We start from the raw sequence: 18095 nt of genomic DNA, 5'->3' as shown, positions 1-18095 counted from the left end.
CCCTTAATTTGACAAGCTAGCTATATGAATATAGCTAGCTTGTTTGATCATGAAAACATTTTTAATAATATTGTCGCCGTTACAACCATTGCCGCCCCGCCTAAACGAGTTGAAATTTGCGCGAACGGCATTAATTCCATACGATTTGAAGCCGATAAAATAGCAACATCTCCAGTTCCACCTAAACCGCTATGACATCCAGTTACAATCGCCGATTCGACTGGATACATTTTCATCACTTTCCCTACAAGAAAACCTGATGCTACCATTGTAAGAACAACCGATGCGCACACAACAACATATCCTACTGAAAGAACTGCTGCTACGTCTTTTAACGGAATATATAGCAATCCTAATCCAACCATTAAAGGCCAAGTTAAATTCTTCGAAATAAATTTATATAAATGGAATGCTCCTTGCTCCATTTTTGCTGGCATTAATTTAAAGTATTTCACAAGTGCTGCTGAAAAAATCATAATGATTGCCCCAGGAATACCGATGAACTTAGAAGCAAATCCTCCGAAGATGAAGAACGTACACGCAATTAATAAACCTGCTCCCATTAATGAGAAGTCAATTGGCTTCTCTGTATTTTGTTCTTTTAATAATTCTGCTTGATTGTCTGTTTTCACTAATACACCGTTACCACTAAGCTCCGGTTTCTTCTCACCTAAACGCTTCATATACCCTGCACTTACAATTGCGAACATATTTCCAATAATAGCTGCTGGAATAAGCTGTGATACAAACGTTGCTGATGATTCATTTAAAATATCACTATACGCTAGCGACAATGGTAAAATCCCTTCCCCGATACCACCACTTACAATTGGTACGATGATAAAGAAGAATGTGTGCTTCATTTCAAATCCAAATAATGAACCGACCAATAACCCTACTGCTACAGAAGCTAACGTCCCTACTACTAAAGGAATAAACATGCGAACGAAACCTTGTACTAACACTTTACGGTTCATTCCTAAAATACTTCCGACTACTAAACAAGAAATATATAAATATAAAAAGTTCGATTTTTTCATTAACATAGTCGCAGCTTCCATTGAAGCTGGATTCATCCAGTTAAAAAATACAAGTAATGATGGAATAAATAACGAAAGTATTGCTGGACCGCCAATATTTTTTAAAATTGGAATTCTCATCCCAATATCGCCTAAGAAAATCCCCATGATCATAATAACTGCAAATCCACCAATCATATCTGCTGGCAATTTATTATATACAGATGCCCCATAAATAATAGCAGCCAATACTACATATAACGGTAAAGGTATAACACCGATTTTTACATTCATAATTTTAGAAGCGAAAGATTCTCTTTGTACTTCATTTCCTTCAGAAAATGATACCGCTTCCACATTCTTTTGAATTCCCATATGGCACCCCCTCGTTTTCTTAATAACAATATTAAAACGCTTTCAATAGTAAAAATAGTTTTTGTAAGTTTTGTAATTGATTTTGTAATTAAAAAAAGTATAAGCGACTTATACTAAGTCGCTTATACGTAAAACTCTATTTTCTTTTGATCAACACATCTTAATTTACTTACAGGTCTTCCCACATGTTGGTACATCATTTCGTTTTCTAACACCCCAATGTCAGTCAAAAACATTACATATTTTCGAATAGAAACTCTTGAAATTCCAACTAATTGTGCCATTTCATCTGTTGTAAACACCCTTCCATTCAACGACTCGATCTTCTGCCAAATTAATTGCAATGTTTGCTTCGTTAACCCTTTCGGAAGCTCTTTCGTGACAGTAGGCGCCCTTTTTTCTTTTTGTAAAATTAACGAATCTAATTCCGATTGACTAATTTTTTGTTGTTCTTTCATAAAAGTAAGTTTTTCTCGATATATAGTTAATGCCTCTTTAAATCGTTCAAATGTAAATGGTTTAATTAAATAATCTACTACGCCATATTGTAATGCTTTTTTAATACTTCCCATATCATGTACAGCTGAAATCATTATAATATCGATTTCTTTTTCTTGGTTCCGGATATACATTAAAAGCTCAAAACCAGTCTCTTCAGGCATAAAAATATCAAGTAATACTAAATCTACTCGTGATTTCTCTAATATTTCTATCGCCGACTTTACTGAGTTAACTGCTTGAACAAGCTCAAACCCTCCTACTTGCTCTAAATAATGCGTATTTAACATTGCTACCATCGGGTCATCTTCTACAATTAAAACTTTAATCATATTTGCCTCTCATCCCTACCTTTAGGTATTTCAATTGTTATCGTTGTTCCCTTTCCTACTAATGAATGCATATGAATTTCCCCATTTATTCGCTGTATACTTTCTTTTACAAGATACAAACCATAACCGCGGTTATCTCCCTTTGTGGAATAACCTTTCGTAAATAATTCCTCTATTTCTTTTTCTTGTATACCTTTTCCCGTATCTTGCACTGTAATAGTTAATATATCCCCTTGTTGTATCTTAACTTCAACTTGTTTCTGTTCACAATTCGTAACTGCCTCTAATGCATTATCAATTAAATTTCCAACAATCGTAATAAGTTCATGGATAATACTTTCATCATCTATTTCCGGCATATAAGAATCTTCACTTATAATTAATTTTATATTTTTCTCTCTAGCATAGCTGAGCTTCCCGAGTAAAAAACCAGCAAATACTGGACTTTTTATTCTTTTCATAACTCCACCAATTTCATATTGATGCTCTGATACCATGCCGCTTATATACTTCTGTAATTCTTCATACTGTTTCATATGTGTAAGCCCTAATACGACATGCATCTTATTCATAAACTCATGAGATTGTGCCCGTAATGCTTCTGCATATAGTCTAATACCAGTTAGTTCCTCTGCTAGTTTTCTAATCTCTGTTTTATCACGAAATGTTGCAATTGCACCAACTATTTCTCCTTTTACATATAAAGGAACTCGATTCGTCACAATCGTAATTCCGTAAATATTTTGTTCTTCGTTTAATTGTACTTCTCCCGTTTGCAATACTTCTTTTATACGTGAATTTGGCATATACAACTCAACATCTTTACCGATAAAATCTTCTTCAAGTCCGCTTTTTTTAAATAGACGTTTCGCTTCATTATTAATTAACGTTACTCTAGCCTCTTTATCTACAGCAATAATACCTTCCTTTACAGATTGTAGCATCGTATTTCTTTCTTCAAGAATTTTTGCTATCCTGTGCGGCTCAAGACCGAATAAACTTTTCTTTATATGTCTAGCTAGCAATATTGCTCCTATAATTCCGACTAATACACCAACTCCGACACCAATATAAATGATATGTCTACTTTCCTTAACTCTCTCTTTTACATTATCTGCTGAAATACCAACAGCCACTGCTCCAAGTTGTTCACCTGTTTCAGAAAATATTGGTACAAACACTCGCATGGAAATACCTAAAGTTCCTTCTGCTAACGATACATGTTCTTTTCCTTTCAATACAGGCCCTTCATCCCCGCCAATAAAATGATGACCTATTTTTTGAGGATCTGGATGAGATTTTCTTATTCCATCCATGTCCATAACTACAATAAATTGAACACCTGTGTTTTTTAATATCCTATTTGTATACGTTTGGATTGCAGAGGTATCTGCTTTCCCAACCAAACCATCGATTACAATCGAATCATTCGCCACAATGTGTGCAATTGTTTTTGCCTTCTCTGATTGGCTATCCTCCGTCGTCCGTTCCACATTATGACTAATTAATACATCTGTCACAAGTAAAGAAAAAATTACAACTGTACAAACTAACAATGTAATCGTTTTCCACAAATTCCATAGTCTTTTTCTTTTTTTCATTCCGTTAATGACTCCCCTAATTGCTGAATAGAAAAATAAGTAAGGTGATATTATTTTCACCTTACTTATCTGCTATTATTATACTTTAAATTTACTAGTCATCGCTTGTAGTTCTTCGGCCATCTCAGCTAAGTTTTGCGAAGCTGAACTAATTTCTTCCATGGAATTAACCTGTTCTTCTGTTGAAGCTGCAACACTTTGCATACTAGCTGTATTTTCTTCTGCAGCAGCTGCAATTTCATCAATAGCATTTGTCACTTCATTTGCATCTCCAGCAATTCTCTTCGTTGTTTCTACCATTTGATTAACTTGAGAAACAATATGTGTAGTAGAACTTAAAATTTCCGTAAAACTTACTTTCGTTTTTGTTACAACATCAAGGCCTTGTTGAACTTCTCCATTCACATTATCCATTGCCTTAACAGTATGTTCAATATCCGCCTTAATTTCTGCGATTAAATTTGCAATCTCTCCAGATGACTCTCCTGATTGCTCTGCTAATTTTCTAACCTCATCTGCTACAATAGCAAATCCTCGTCCCTGTTCACCTGCTCTTGCTGCTTCAATAGCCGCATTCAAAGCTAATAAGTTCGTTTGAGTAGCGATGTTTTGAATTGCTTCAGAAATAGCCCCTACCTGCTTTGATTTCTCATCAAGAAGTTTAATAATAGCATCTGACTCGGATACTGATTTAGAAATAGACTGCATTTGTTTTGCGGTTTGTTCAACTAAATCTTCTCCCTCTTCAGCTCTTTCTCGCGCATGTAATGAGGAAATAGAAATTGACTCTGCGCTTCCAGTTACATCTTGAATTGCTGTATTTACTTGTTGCAATGTAGCCGCACCTTCTTCAACACCTTGACTTTGTGATTCGGCCCCACCTGATACTTGTTCCATTGCAATTGTAATTTGGTCTGTCGCATCATTTGCTTGCTGTACGCTCGCTGTTAACTCTTCTGCCGATGCTGCAACATGTTCTGCTGAAAAGCTTATTTGGGTAATAACATCTTGTAAAGACGTAGACATTTCATTAAATGAATTCCCTAATTTTCCTATGTCATCCTTGGAATGGATTGTAATTTTCTCTGTTAAATCTCCCTTACTAATTTTATATGCCGATTCAGCTATTTTTCGTAATGGCCTTGTAATAGACTTTGTAATGAAATAAATTAATACACTACCAAATGCAATAGCGATAGCAATGACAATCAAAGTCTTATAAAACACTGGACTGGCAGCTTGAGTAATTTCTTCATCGAACATAACGCCAACTACTTTCCAGCCTGTTTTCTCATTTGTTGCAAAGATTAAATTCTTTTTATCATCTTGTTCTGTATAAGACACATTTCCTTGTTTATCTTCATAAATTGGTTTAATCCAAGGATCAGTAACTTTTGCACCTGGTTTTCTAGATGGATGACTAACAATTTGCTTATTTTGATCTAAAATAACTGCATAACCTTTTTCACCAATGTTAATCATTTTGGAAATTTTTAAGATGTTATCTAAGTTTAAATTAATTCCTATAACACCTTTACCATCTTTTACTTCTTTCGCAATTGTCACTACCATATTTTTTGTAGATGCTGATTGATATGGTGCAGTAACAATTACTTTCCCTTTATTTTCATGTGCTTCTTTATACCAAGATCTATCTGTTGGATTATACCCATCAGCCATTTGGATAAATGGTTCTCTTATAAACTTTCCCGTCTCTGTTCCAATATAAATACCTTCTACTTCTGGATGAAGCTTTATATATTGTGCTAACTTCGTTCTTACTATTTCTTCTTGTCCGTTTGGATATGTATCCTCTGTTAAGATGTCTGCAAAGTACGTCGCATCAACAAATTTCTCTTCTATATTTTGAGAAATAACAGTATTTAAAACTGAAATATTCTCCTTTGCTTTATCTGTCATTTGATGTTCAAAATTTGTTTTGGCAGTTTGATATGAAACACCACCGATAATAATTCCTGGTATAGTTAAAATAATAAAAAATGAAATGATTAATTTTTTATTGATACTCATACATTTAACCCAGTTAAATATTTTTTGCATAATAAGCCTCCTTTATGTAATGTGGATACTTGTGTCATTTTATACAATTAACATATATAAAACAATATATAATGATAACATGTAATTTTTTCGTCAATTATGCATTTTTGCATATTCAATCCTTATACGTATTTTAATCATAAAAATAAGAGAACTTTAGCATTATATATGCTAAAGTTCTCTTATTTCTTAACAGCTTCTACTCTATAAAACTTTTCTTATAATCCTCAAATGTTTTATCCTTCCCCTTATAGTCATATTACTAAAAATCTTCGTCCTAATTTATTTAGCGCTCTTTACATAACTAATTGCCTGACTTCCCATTTGTACCCATGCCTGTTCAAAGGCTTCTCTCGGTACTTTTACATCTAAGCTATCCTCAAGTGGATCTCGAATATATACAGATTCCTGATCATACCCAATAAGTACAACACAATGTTCATTATACGTAATAGAAACATCTCCACTATTTGTTTCCCATGTAGTAAATTCATCTTCATCTAATGGTGCAAATGTTGCATTCGTGATCATGACTACAGGTTTCCCTGCTTTTACACTCTTATAAATTTCTTCTATATTCTTCCCTGTTAAGTCTACAGCTTTATTAGGTAAATATTTTTCCGCTAACTGAAAAAGTGGCCCATGATATACACCGTATCCTGATTCAGAGAATGTATAAATATTACCTACAAATCCTTCATTTGGATTCCCGCGCACACCATTGTCTATAAAATCAACTTTTTTTATTTCATTTGCTAATGTCATCTTATCCACTGAAACACCAGCGTATTGTAACATCATCGCTAAGCTTGTCACTTCACAGCCTCTATCCAATTCTGGTAACTGCTGAATTAATGGAACATTTGATAAGATGACTTTTTCATCGTTATTACTAAACTCCGTTTCTTTTCCTCTTTGTATATTTGAGAATGTTAACTTCTCTACATACTTTGGAATTCCATTTGTATATACACTCCATATTGCTGTACCTAGTAAAGCTGTACATATATACCACTTCAATTTTCTTATCGCTTTCACGCCCTTATTAATTCGTTAAATAAGAATAAAATGCGTCAGCATCCGTTCGTATCATCGGTACAAAATTTAGTTCTTTTCCTTTTTCAGGCTGATCTTTTTTTATCTTTTCCGCTAACTCTTGAATATTCATATTCATTTTATCCATATTAAGCTCATCTGCCATTTGTAGCACCATTTGTTCATTAATTTCTCTTAATATTTGATATATATCTTTACCATACAAATCAATATGATATTTTTTTGCTTCTTCCTGTACTTTTTGTTCGTACACTTCTTGTGCTAACTCTTCAATTTCTTTTCCTTTTTGAGAAATGTCTAACTTTCCTGCTTCTTCTCTTACTTTCTTTCCGTAGATTTCTTCCGCGATGTCTTCGATTTCTTTTCCATCTGTCGAAATACCTAATTTATCTGCTTCATCTTTAATTTTAATCGCATTAATTTGAGTAATTAAATCTACAATTGATGTATTCTCTATAGATATACCTAGCTTTAATGCTTCTTGCTTTACTTTTGTTTCATAGATTTCTTCTGACAGCGTCCCAACATCTTTTCCTTCAATCGATATGCCTAACTGCTCTGCTTCCCTTCCTACTTCTGTTTCATGAATTTCTTTTTCTAGTGTAATTTGTTCTTTTCCTTCCGTTTCAATACCTAGTTTCTCTGCTTTTTCTTCTGTATGCACTGCATGTATCTTACCATTGTTCAATTGTTCTTTACTGCGCTGCGTGTAATCAGTCTTTCCTTTTGATGTTTCAGAAGGAGAGGCACCCCCTAATATAATTAAACTCATTACTCCAATAGCGAATACCGTCATCATTTTCTTTTTCAAAATTAATTCCTCCCTCTTATACTTTCTTTCCCATCATTCCCCTAGTTTTTTTAATACTATACATACATCTCATCGCTGCTTGAGATAACATTATGATTGATAAAACTCACTCACATACACCTAGTCTCTTCTTCATGTAACGAACTTTCTTTATGCCATACATAATATAAATAGTTTCTTAACTTTATCTTAAAAAAAGACGACCTTGTAAAAACAAGATCGTCTTCTTACTTATATTCTTTGATTTTTAGGGAATATCACTTCAAAGCAAGTTCCATCTCCCCATTTGCTCTCTACTGATATTTTTCCATAATGCTTTTCTACAATCCAATTTGCGATTGAAAGACCTAATCCAGCTCCTTCTGACGTACTTCTTGCTTTATCCCCTTGATAAAAACGATTAAATAATTTCGGAATATCCTCTTCTTTCACTCCTATCCCGTCATCTTTCACCTGTATACGAATTGAACTACTCGTTTGCGTGCAATCGATTTGAATATGCCCACCTTCGTTTGTATACTTCATCGCATTATCTAACAGTATGACCATCATTTGATGAATCCGCTCTCTATCCCCCATAAAAGATACACCACGTTCTACTTTTAGCATCATTTCTTTTTCTTGATAAGAAGCAATCTCCTTATATGGAGCTACTATTTCTTCTAACAATTTATCAAGTTCAAATGTTTTCTTATCCATCTCAATTTGATTAGAATCAGAACGTGCTAGCAATAATAAATTACTAACAAGTTTCGATAACCGCCTACATTCTTTTGAAATTGTAGAAATATCCATCGCTTTTTCTTCTATCGTAGCGGATGGTGACTGGAATAAAACATCCGTTTTTGATTGAATAACTGCAAGTGGTGTCCTTAGTTCATGTGATGCATCAGAAACGAATTGTTGCTGTTTCTCCCATGAATTTTGAATAGGTACAAGTGCTCTACCAGCTAGGAAAAAGCCGATACCTATCGCACAGAGGCTTCCTATGCTACAACCTATAACGAGAATTAAAAATAAAGTATTTAACATTCCTTCTTCCGCTGTTATATCTCGCACGATTTGAACTATCTCTCCATCTTTTTGAAGCGAAAATGCTCTAAAATATCGTCCTTGTACTTCAATATCTTGTAAATCCTCTAATTTTTTTGGAGAAAACTTTTCCAAATTCTCTTCAAAAATAGAACGAAATTTACGGTTATCGCCCTCTATTTTCACTATTTTTCCATTCCAAGTTATTCTAGTTACTCGCGGATCTCCAATTTGGATATTCTCCATGCGTTTTCTTGGTGGTATTTTAACATCTAATTTTTCTCTATACTGAGCTATCATTTTTATAGATTGATCCACTTCATTATAAATACGCTTATATGTGTATGAATAAATAATACTACCTAATATACCTATTAATAGAATAAATACTAATGAGTTCACTATAGTCAAACGAATGCGTGTTTTTTGAAACATACTTCCGTTTTTCATTGTTCTTTTAATATATATCCAATACCTCGAACGGTTTGAATATCTTTCTGATAACCGGATGGCTCTAATTTTTTACGTAAATGATGCACATACACTTCTACAATCGCTACTGTCGTATCTGAATCAAATCCCCAAACACGATCAAAAATTTGTTCACGCATTAAAATCTTCCCGCTATTTTGAATGAGATACTCTAGTAGCTCATATTGTTTCAATGTCAGCTTAATACCTTGTCCATCTACTTGAACATCTTTATCTTTTCCGAACAATTCAATCCCTCTATAACGAATCGTTTGCTGCGTTGTTAAACTACCACTTCTGCGTAGTAAAGCGCGAATTCTCGCTTTTAATTCAGGGGCCTGAAATGGCTTAACGATATAGTCATCTCCACCAAAGTCCAATCCCTTCACCCGATCTTCTAAAGAATCTCTCGCTGTCAAAAACAGGACTGGTGTTTCAATCTTTTCATCACGTATTTTTTGAATCACTTCAAATCCGTCCATCCCTGGCATCATCACATCCAGCAAAATTGCATCATATATATTTTGAAGAGCTAAAAACAATCCATCTTCTCCATTTATTGCCGTATCTACTTCAAATTCATCACGCAAAATTTGTACGATAGACTCTAATAACGAAGCATTATCTTCTACTACAAGTAAACGCATGCTCTCACCTTCCATCAAATAGTTCAATTCTATTTATTATTACATTTCTTCTCTTCATAACAAAAGAATGTAGTTGCATTACGTAATTTCATTTTTAACTATTTCCTTCTAAAATTTTGAAGTTTTATTATAAAAACTTTGTCTTAAATTTAGCTTAATAAAAAATTGAAAGAAATAAGATTCCTCTTATCTCTTTCAATTTTTTATTACATATACCTTTTTACTCGGCAACTCTAAACAATTTAGCTGACCGCCATACACAGCCCCGCCATCAATTCCAATAATACGATTACTACCAAAATACACTCCGCACTCCTCACTACCATGAAGCGTTTTTGTTTCCGTATGCCCAAATACAACAACCTTTTCACCGCTATATCCATTATGAAATTCATTACGGATCCACATTAACGTATATGGTTCAGATTCAGAAACTCGTTTCATCGGTTCAACCCCAGCATGTACAAATATATACTCTTCTGTTTCAATATAATGATCTAATTCTTGAATAAACTTTATATGTTCCTCTAATACACGAGAGTGTAAAATTGGTTTTTGGAAGTCTTTCTCATTAACCACAATATCTTCTTCTACAAATCCATAGCTATATAATGTCTTATCTCCACCATTTCTTTTTACCCAATGGTTCCATGAACGTTCCTCATTTGTCGTTAACGCCTTAATCATCATATCTTCATGATTTCCCTTTAAAATGAGTGCTCCCTCTTCTTTCAATTCTCTTACCTTTTCAATTACAGCACGCGCATTTGGACCACGATCTACATAATCTCCCAGTAAGATTAATTGATCCTGTTTCGCATCATATTGAGCTTCTTCCAATAACTGTTCAAACTTTTCTATCTCTCCATGAATATCACTAATAACAAGAATTCTTTTCATATTATCCCCCCTCTTTCTAATTATAGTTCAAAACAACGGAAAATTCCGAATCTTAACCTTGAATCATATTTATCACGCATTAACGGGCCGTAAGACCCCCACTGATTAAAGTTTCACTTTATTACAAACTAAACTATTATCCTTACAACAATGTAAGTCTCTTGTCATCCAATTCGATAGTTGTAATTACTGTATTTCCTTATACTGAAAGTAAGAAATGAAACAAAAAACAAGGAGAGATGAGAGATGAAAAAAGTAATGGAAGTTGTAGTAGCGGTAGTAGAGGTTTTCGTAAATGGTAAACAAGTCGCAATGGAGTTAAATAAATAATGAAAAGGACAACATTCACTCTAGACCCTTTACTCATATAAAAGAGATAAGACTTCATCATTTCTTTGATCCCTTATCTCCCTATAAAGAAAGCCGTATCCCTTTTAAGGATACGGCTTTCTCTTATTTTTGACTCGTACGAGCTGAAATGCTAATTGCTCTATCTGTTGCTTTGGCAGCTTCATCTAACGCTTCTTTACTATTCTTCCCGTCATACATCGCTTCTAATGCTTTTACAACTGCATCTCGTGATTCTGGGAATACACTAATTAAAGCCCCTTGTGTTGCTGGAGATTGCTTCGTCGCTTGCAATTGATCTACTGTTACTTTCAACTGTGGATATTTTTCATATTGCTCTTTTACTAATGGCTCATTATATGCATCTGGATTAATTGAGAAATAACCTGTTGCAGTATGCCATTTTGCTTGTACGTCTGGCTTCGTTAAATATTTCATAAAGTCCCAAGCACCTTGTTGCGTTTCTTCTGAAACCATATTCGTCATCCATAATGATGCTCCACCAATAACAACACCATTTTGTTTCGAATCCTCTGGATACGGAATATATGAAACACCTACATTAAACTTAGATGCATCAATTAAATCACGAACACCTGCTGAAGAATCTAAATACATAGCAACTTGTCCAGATTGGAACGCGGCACGAATATCATCCCAACTTGCTCCATACTTTCCAAGTGCGCCAGCTTTATTTAAATCATCTAACATTCCAAATACTTTCTGTCCTTCTTTACCGTTAAATACCGCCTTCTTTGCAGCATCTTTACGGCCGTTTTCGTTATCTACATATAAAGCACCTTGTGTCGCTAACAATTCTTCAAAGAACCAACCGTAGTTAAGCATGGAGAATCCATATTGTTTTACATTTCCGCCTTCTTTAATCGTTAACTTTTTCGCTGCTTCTTGTAATTCCGCATATGTTTTTGGAGCTTTCTCTGGATCTAAGCCCGCCTTTGCGAAAGCATCTTTATTATAAATTAATACTGGTGTAGATGAATTAAATGGCATAGAATACATTTTTCCATCAACTGAATAATAATTTGTAATTGCTTTTTCTAATTTTGACGTATCGTACTTATCTTTTTTTATCCAGCTATCAATTGGTGTGATTTTTTTACTATCAATCATATATTTCGTTGTAATTTCACTCGATTGAACAAGAGCTGGCGCTTCTTTCGTTGCAGACATCGTTCTAAATTTCGTTAAAGACTCTTCATATGTCCCTTGGAACTCTGCCTTTATCTCATATTTATTTTGCGACTTATTATAGTCTGCAACAAGACCATCTAATACTCCTTGTGTTTTTCCACCCATCGCATGCCAGAAGCGAATTACAGTTTTATCACCATTTTTTTCAACTGGTGCTACTTTTTCCTGTGCTTCAGGTTTTCCCTCTGTTTTACTATTTGAACAAGCTGCACTAGATAATGCCATTGTTGCTACCATTAATAGAGCAGCACCTTTTTTAACTAGACTCATTTAAATCTCACCTTCTCTTAGTTATTTAATTGCACCTTTTGTTAATCCTTGTTGTAATTGCTTTTGCCCTAAAAATAGTAAAATCAATGTTGGAATAACGATAACCGTAACACCGGCCATTACGCTTCCCCAATCAGTTGCAACTTCTTGAGACTGAAGCTGCTTTACACCGATTTGCACTGTTCTTACTTTTTCATCAGTGGTCACTAAAAGTGGCCATAAATACATATTCCATGTTGTTAAAAAGCTATATACTCCAAGCGTAATAAAACTCGTTTTACAATACGGTATTACAACGCTGAATAAAAACCTTATATTTCCAATCCCTTCAATAAAAGCAGCTTCTTTCAGTTCATTCGGGAGTGTCATAAAATGTTGACGTAACAAGAAAATACCGAAAGCTGTTGCAAAAAACGGCACTGTCATCCCAGCGAAACTATTGATCCAGCCAAAGTTTTGAATCGTTAAAAAGTTAGGTACCATCGTTGCTTCCCACGGAATAAGCATCGTTGAAATAAACAGGAAGAAAATTAAGTTTCTCCCTTTAAATTGAAGAAAAACAAAAGCATACGCCGCTAAGCTTGATACGATAAGTTGTCCAATCATAACGACTATCGATACAATTAAACTGTTATATAAGTATGTAAAAAGTGGTACTTTTTGAAAAATATTAATGAAATTATCAAAAGTAAATTGAGTTGGAAATAACCTTCTCATTTGAATATCGTCTGGTGTCATAAAGCTTATTAAAAACGCATACAGTACAGGAAAAAATACCATTACTGCACTAATTATGAGCAGCATGTATAATAGGAAATTTTGCTTCCACTGTTTAACAATCATTTATAATGCACCTTTCTCTCAGCAAACTTAAATTGAAGTAATGTAGCAATGAAAATGAAAACAAATAATACCATCGCTTGTGCACTTGCTGTTCCAAATTGATGATTCACAAACGCCTCTTTGTAAATCGAGTACACAATTAAATTCGTTGCATCATTCGGTCCACCGTGCGTTAAAATATCAATTTGTCCAAAGCTTTGGAACGCACTAATTAACGTTACTGTTACAATAAAGAATAAAGTTGGCGATAGCATCGGTAATGTAACACGGCGAAGCTTATATAAATAACTAGCACCATCTATAGATGCACTCTCATATAAAGACGTATCGATATTTTGTAAACCACCTAATATAACTAAAAATGCAAACCCTGTATTCACCCAAACTGTTGTAACTGATACAGAGAATAGTGCCCAGTCCGGACTCGTTAACCATGCGATTGCAGGAAGATTCATAGCGGCTAATATATTATTAAATAATCCTACACTTGGATGAAATAAAAATAGCCAAATCACTGCACTAGCAGCTACTGAAATTCCCATCGTCGAAGAAAACAGAACTCGGAATAACCCAATACCTCTTACCTTTCCATTTGCAATCAATGCAAGAAACAAAGCAAATATAATACTTGTAGGCACTGTATATAAAACAAATAGTAAAGTTGATTTTATACTTTTGTAGAAGGCTGGATCAGAGAATAAATATTGATAATTTTCTAAGCCAACGAAAAGATTAGCTTCTCCATGTATATCGGTTAAATAAAAACTATAGTAAATCGTCCTAAACAATGGATAGAACAGAAAAATCGAAAATAGCAAAATAGATGGCGCCAAAAACAATAATCCTATTCTTAAATCTTTCGTTCTCCCCCATATTTTTTTCTTTTTTGACACCTTTGTTTGAACTGGTAACTTACTTACTTCGATCATTATTTCGCCACCACTTTCAACTCTTCTTCAGCTACCACTTTTAAGCGTTCATTCGTGTTTTCGTTAAAGAAGCATAACTTTTCTTGTGAGAATAATAATTTTACTTTGTCACCTTTGTTCAAGAGTAACTGTCCGATGACTTTCGCACTCCAAGTTGTTCCATTTACCGCAAAGTTTAATATAGATTCATTCCCTAATACTTCTACAGATTGCAGCGTCACTTCTTGTCCTTCCTCAGACAGTGCAATATGCTCAGGACGCATGCCTATACGAATTATTCCTTCTGGTAATTGCTTTAACTGTCCAATAGATAATGGAATTTGCAATTTCCCTATATGTAATACACCTTTTTCTTTATCCACTTCTCCATCATTTATATTCATAGAAGGAGAACCTATAAAGCTTGCAACAAATTCGTTTGCTGGTTCGTTATATATGTCAAGTGGTGTTCCAACTTGCTGTATACTTCCTTTATTTAAAACCATGATACGATCTCCCATAGTCATCGCTTCTATTTGATCGTGGGTAACGTAAATCATCGTAATTCCTAATCGCTGCTGAATTTCTCTAATTTCAATTCTCATTTGCGCACGTAATTTCGCATCTAAATTCGAAAGTGGTTCATCCATTAAACAGATTGGTGCTTGACTCACGATCGCCCTAGCAAGCGCAACACGCTGTCTTTGTCCGCCTGATAATTGACCTGGTTTCATTTTCACATACTCTTTCAGTCCTACCATTTCAATAGCTTCCATTAGTCGCTTTTGTCGCTCTTCTTTTTGTACTTTTCTTACCTTAAGTCCAAATAAAATATTTTCTTCTACAGATAAGTGTGGATATAATGCATAATTTTGAAATACCATTGATAGATTACGGTCTTTCGGCTCTAGATCATTTGCAACACGTTCATTAATAATTAAATCTCCCGAAGAAATCTCTTCTAAGCCAGCGATCATTCGTAATAATGTGCTTTTCCCGCATCCCGAAGGTCCAACTAAAACAAAAAATTCGCCCTTCTTAATATGAACCGATACGCCTTTAACCGCTGTCTCTTCTGCATTTTTATATACCTTTGAAACATTTTTCAATTCAATCACAAAGTTGCACTCCTTTTTTCTTCATGTATCCATACTTCATAATGACTTGTTGAAATCGCACTTGCTCCTGCACGAATTGCAATTTCCGCAACTTCTCGCGTTTGAATCAACCCGCCTGCAATAATAGGAAACTCTATTTCCTCTACTAGCTGTTTAATTATAGAAGGCATAATCCCCGGCATAATCTCTACTGCATTTGGTCTAGTCGTTTTACAATTTTCAATTGATTTAGTAAGAGATAAAGTATCTACAATAAAAATACGTTGAATTGTTTTCAATCCAATTTTATTAGCATTTCGAATTGTCGAACCCTTTGTTGAAATAATACCTTGTGCCCCGATAACATCTTGAATATACAAAAGCGCTTCCTCTGTATTCGTATTTAAACCTTGTATAAAATCACAATGAAGAAATACATCATGTCCATGTTTCTGCAATTCATATACACGCTCTGGTAATTCCAGCATTGAACCAGTCATAAGAAAAACTGTTTTCGGCAATTTTTTGTATGCTTTGTATCCTTTCCAATCCTTTATCATCGCAATATAAGGTTCTTTAAACATTTATTCCACCTAACTGTTCTATTTTTATCCAAACTAAAAACACCTACTTACATAGAACGCCTTTCTCCTTATTTGAACTCTAGGGAATAGAGCACACCTAAGAAAGTGGCACATTATATGTAAGTGGGTGTTCTCAAATGTTCTCTACCCTAGTTATTTTGTTACCTTTACTATATTACGCATTTATTAAGTCAGTTTTGATAGATTGTTAATTAGGTGTTAACCGAATGTTAATATTCACCATATCACCATTTACATTAATCTATATATTTAAATACAAACAAATAGAACGAAACAATACTTAAAATTCAATCAATATGTAAATTCATTCCATAGTTAATAAGTTTTAGTTTGCTTGCCACTGCTTGCGAAGCAAAGTTATCCCAAGCAGTACTATAAAGTGGAATGCGCTTTTCCTCTTGTATTGATAAGGCCCAGGCTGTAACAACATCAGTACCATATCCATTCCCTTGAAATTCCGCTAAAGTTTCCACACTTGCCTCAGCAGCTACGGGCGTACTTCTGGCACTGCAACAAACAGAAACTACCTTTTCATTTTTTACAATTGCAAAATAAGGTTTCCTCCATTCCATCTGTTCTATTAGATTAGGAAAATTTTCTCGCAAAAGCTCTCTATTCTTCTCAGTTATTTGTATTGTTCTAGTCGGCTTATGTAAATTACTATGAAACATGAAAGCAGGACCCATCCAAATATTTTCCACTGTTCTTTCTTCATTTAATATATTAATAATCTTTGCTATCTCTATATGCTTTGAAGGTTCTCGAATTAACTTCTCAATCTTACTTACCGTTTCATCATCCACATTACAATGATATCTCGTTATACTCCCTTCACGAGTTCTGCCAAGAAAAAAACGTGGTGCTTTCGGATTCCCTTGTTCATTTACATATTTCATTTTTCCTACTCGATTATGAACAAATAAAACCTCTGCCTGAATTACTATTAAATCAAGTTTTGAGAGCCTCATTTTTATCCTCCTTATTTACTCCATTTACCATCCATTCATAATCTATTTTTCATGTTCAAAATAAAAATCCCATTTAAATACACATTACTGAATCCATCATACTAACTGATTTCTTCATTCTGTCTATCTAAATGGGATTATTTTTCGTTTTTTACTCTACTGGTTGTTGTGGCTGTACTACTTCATTCGCTCCAGCTAACCTCAACATATTTACAATATCTTTAAAACCTCTTTTTTCAGCGTATTGCAGTGGCGTCAGATGTTCCTTGTTAGCCATGTTTACATCTGCACCGTGATCAATAAGCAATTGAATTACTTTCTTATGGTTTTCACTACCATTTCCTAATACAATTGCTTCTAATAGCGCTGTTCCACCACGTTCATTTTTATAATTCACATCAATATCTGTATGCTCTAATAATTCTTTAACAACCTCTACATGGCCACGTTCAGATGCAGAAATAAGTGCTGTCCCACCTGACCTAGTCGTTTCTTTCGTATTAACTCCTGCATTAATTAATACTTTTACAATATCCGTATATCCTTCTCTACTTGCATAAAGAAGTGGATTACTTTTTTTCTCATCTTTAATTTCAATATTAGCACCTGCACCAATTAATGCTTTAACTGTCTCTACATGATTTTGGTACGTCGCTGCAAGGACAGGCGTTTCTCCGTTGTCACCTTCTACGTTTATATTCGCTCCATCCTGAATCAACTTCATAGCTGTCTCTGTGTCTCCAAGAGTAGCTGAAAGTAACAACTGTTTGTCCATTAAATTTATACTTTTCTCTTCTTTAGATTCTTCCTGTTCTTTATGCTTCTCTTTTTTCTTTTCATTTTTCACATGAACCGGTTTCGATTCTGGTTCTTCTTGCTTATCGCAAGCCACTACCGTCATTAAAAGTCCTAATAAAATACATAATAAAATTTTTTGTTTTCTCACAACTACAGCTCCTATGAAAGATAATGTTTTCTTAACCATTCCTCCATCACATACAATAACTCTTCTTGAGTACATTTATCCATAAGCCCTTTAGA

16 protein-coding genes are annotated in these 18095 nt (G+C 34.2%); all 16 read right to left on the bottom strand.

Translation table 11 applies throughout. The annotated features are described in order from the left end of the window. Positions 1–47 precede the first annotated feature (47 nt). A complete protein-coding gene (locus CQ064_RS26265) occupies positions 48–1394 on the bottom strand; it encodes a 2-hydroxycarboxylate transporter family protein (RefSeq protein ID WP_000512722.1) in 1347 nt (448 codons plus the stop codon). Between the two features lie 122 nt (positions 1395–1516). After that, complete coding sequence (locus CQ064_RS26260) at positions 1517–2224, bottom strand: response regulator (protein ID WP_000598664.1); 708 nt, start codon at positions 2222–2224, stop codon at positions 1517–1519. Further along, complete coding sequence (locus CQ064_RS26255; protein WP_000746429.1) at positions 2221–3825, bottom strand: sensor histidine kinase; 1605 nt, start codon at positions 3823–3825, stop codon at positions 2221–2223. The genes CQ064_RS26260 and CQ064_RS26255 overlap by 4 nt, the downstream gene beginning before the upstream one ends. 78 nt (positions 3826–3903) lie before the next feature. Then, positions 3904–5886 carry a methyl-accepting chemotaxis protein gene (locus CQ064_RS26250; protein ID WP_001169215.1) on the bottom strand — a complete coding sequence of 661 codons (1983 nt, stop codon included), beginning with the start codon at positions 5884–5886 and terminating at the stop codon, positions 3904–3906. A gap of 282 nt (positions 5887–6168) precedes the next feature. Further along, complete coding sequence (locus CQ064_RS26245) at positions 6169–6924, bottom strand: C39 family peptidase (RefSeq protein WP_000644447.1); 756 nt, start codon at positions 6922–6924, stop codon at positions 6169–6171. 7 nt (positions 6925–6931) lie between these two features. Then, on the bottom strand, positions 6932–7753 hold the full coding sequence (locus CQ064_RS26240) for a hypothetical protein (RefSeq protein WP_000728574.1): 822 nt from the start codon (positions 7751–7753) through the stop codon (positions 6932–6934). A 231-nt stretch (positions 7754–7984) separates the two neighbouring features. Next, a complete protein-coding gene (locus CQ064_RS26235) occupies positions 7985–9235 on the bottom strand; it encodes a sensor histidine kinase (RefSeq protein ID WP_000788471.1) in 1251 nt (416 codons plus the stop codon). Further along, positions 9232–9903 (bottom strand): response regulator transcription factor, encoded by a 672-nt coding sequence (locus tag CQ064_RS26230; RefSeq protein ID WP_001238624.1) that lies wholly within the window; start codon positions 9901–9903, stop codon positions 9232–9234. Before CQ064_RS26230 ends, CQ064_RS26235 begins: the two co-directional genes overlap by 4 nt. 195 nt (positions 9904–10098) lie before the next feature. Further along, the gene (locus CQ064_RS26225) at positions 10099–10803 is read right to left on the bottom strand and encodes a metallophosphoesterase family protein (RefSeq protein ID WP_000821972.1); all 705 of its coding nucleotides are present in this window, start codon (positions 10801–10803) and stop codon (positions 10099–10101) included. Positions 10804–11256: 453 nt separating this feature from the next. Then, entirely contained in the window at positions 11257–12633 is a 1377-nt protein-coding gene (locus CQ064_RS26220) for an ABC transporter substrate-binding protein (protein WP_000060607.1), read from the bottom strand. Positions 12634–12654: 21 nt separating this feature from the next. Continuing rightward, positions 12655–13476, bottom strand: a complete 822-nt coding sequence (locus CQ064_RS26215; RefSeq protein WP_000635939.1) for a carbohydrate ABC transporter permease — start codon at positions 13474–13476, stop codon at positions 12655–12657. Beyond that, positions 13473–14405, bottom strand: a complete 933-nt coding sequence (locus CQ064_RS26210) for a carbohydrate ABC transporter permease (RefSeq protein ID WP_000573794.1) — start codon at positions 14403–14405, stop codon at positions 13473–13475. Before CQ064_RS26210 ends, CQ064_RS26215 begins: the two co-directional genes overlap by 4 nt. Beyond that, positions 14405–15502, bottom strand: a complete 1098-nt coding sequence (locus tag CQ064_RS26205; RefSeq protein WP_000571382.1) for an ABC transporter ATP-binding protein — start codon at positions 15500–15502, stop codon at positions 14405–14407. The genes CQ064_RS26210 and CQ064_RS26205 overlap by 1 nt, the downstream gene beginning before the upstream one ends. Then, positions 15499–16065: a glycerol-3-phosphate responsive antiterminator gene (locus CQ064_RS26200; protein ID WP_000472004.1), complete on the bottom strand. Its 567-nt coding sequence runs from the start codon at positions 16063–16065 to the stop codon at positions 15499–15501. Before CQ064_RS26200 ends, CQ064_RS26205 begins: the two co-directional genes overlap by 4 nt. Before the next feature lie 308 nt (positions 16066–16373). Beyond that, the gene (locus CQ064_RS26195) at positions 16374–17054 is read right to left on the bottom strand and encodes a GNAT family N-acetyltransferase (protein ID WP_001239779.1); all 681 of its coding nucleotides are present in this window, start codon (positions 17052–17054) and stop codon (positions 16374–16376) included. A 151-nt stretch (positions 17055–17205) separates the two neighbouring features. Further along, positions 17206–18075 (bottom strand): ankyrin repeat domain-containing protein, encoded by an 870-nt coding sequence (locus CQ064_RS26190; protein ID WP_000287335.1) that lies wholly within the window; start codon positions 18073–18075, stop codon positions 17206–17208. Between the last annotated feature and the right edge of the window lie 20 nt (positions 18076–18095).

It is taken from the genome of Bacillus sp. MYb78, from assembly GCF_002975115.1.
In the GTDB taxonomy this organism is placed as follows: Bacteria; Bacillota; Bacilli; order Bacillales; family Bacillaceae_G; genus Bacillus_A; species Bacillus_A cereus.
The sequence above is the reverse complement of the archived record's forward strand: the minus strand, read 5'-3'. Positions and strand labels throughout refer to the sequence as shown.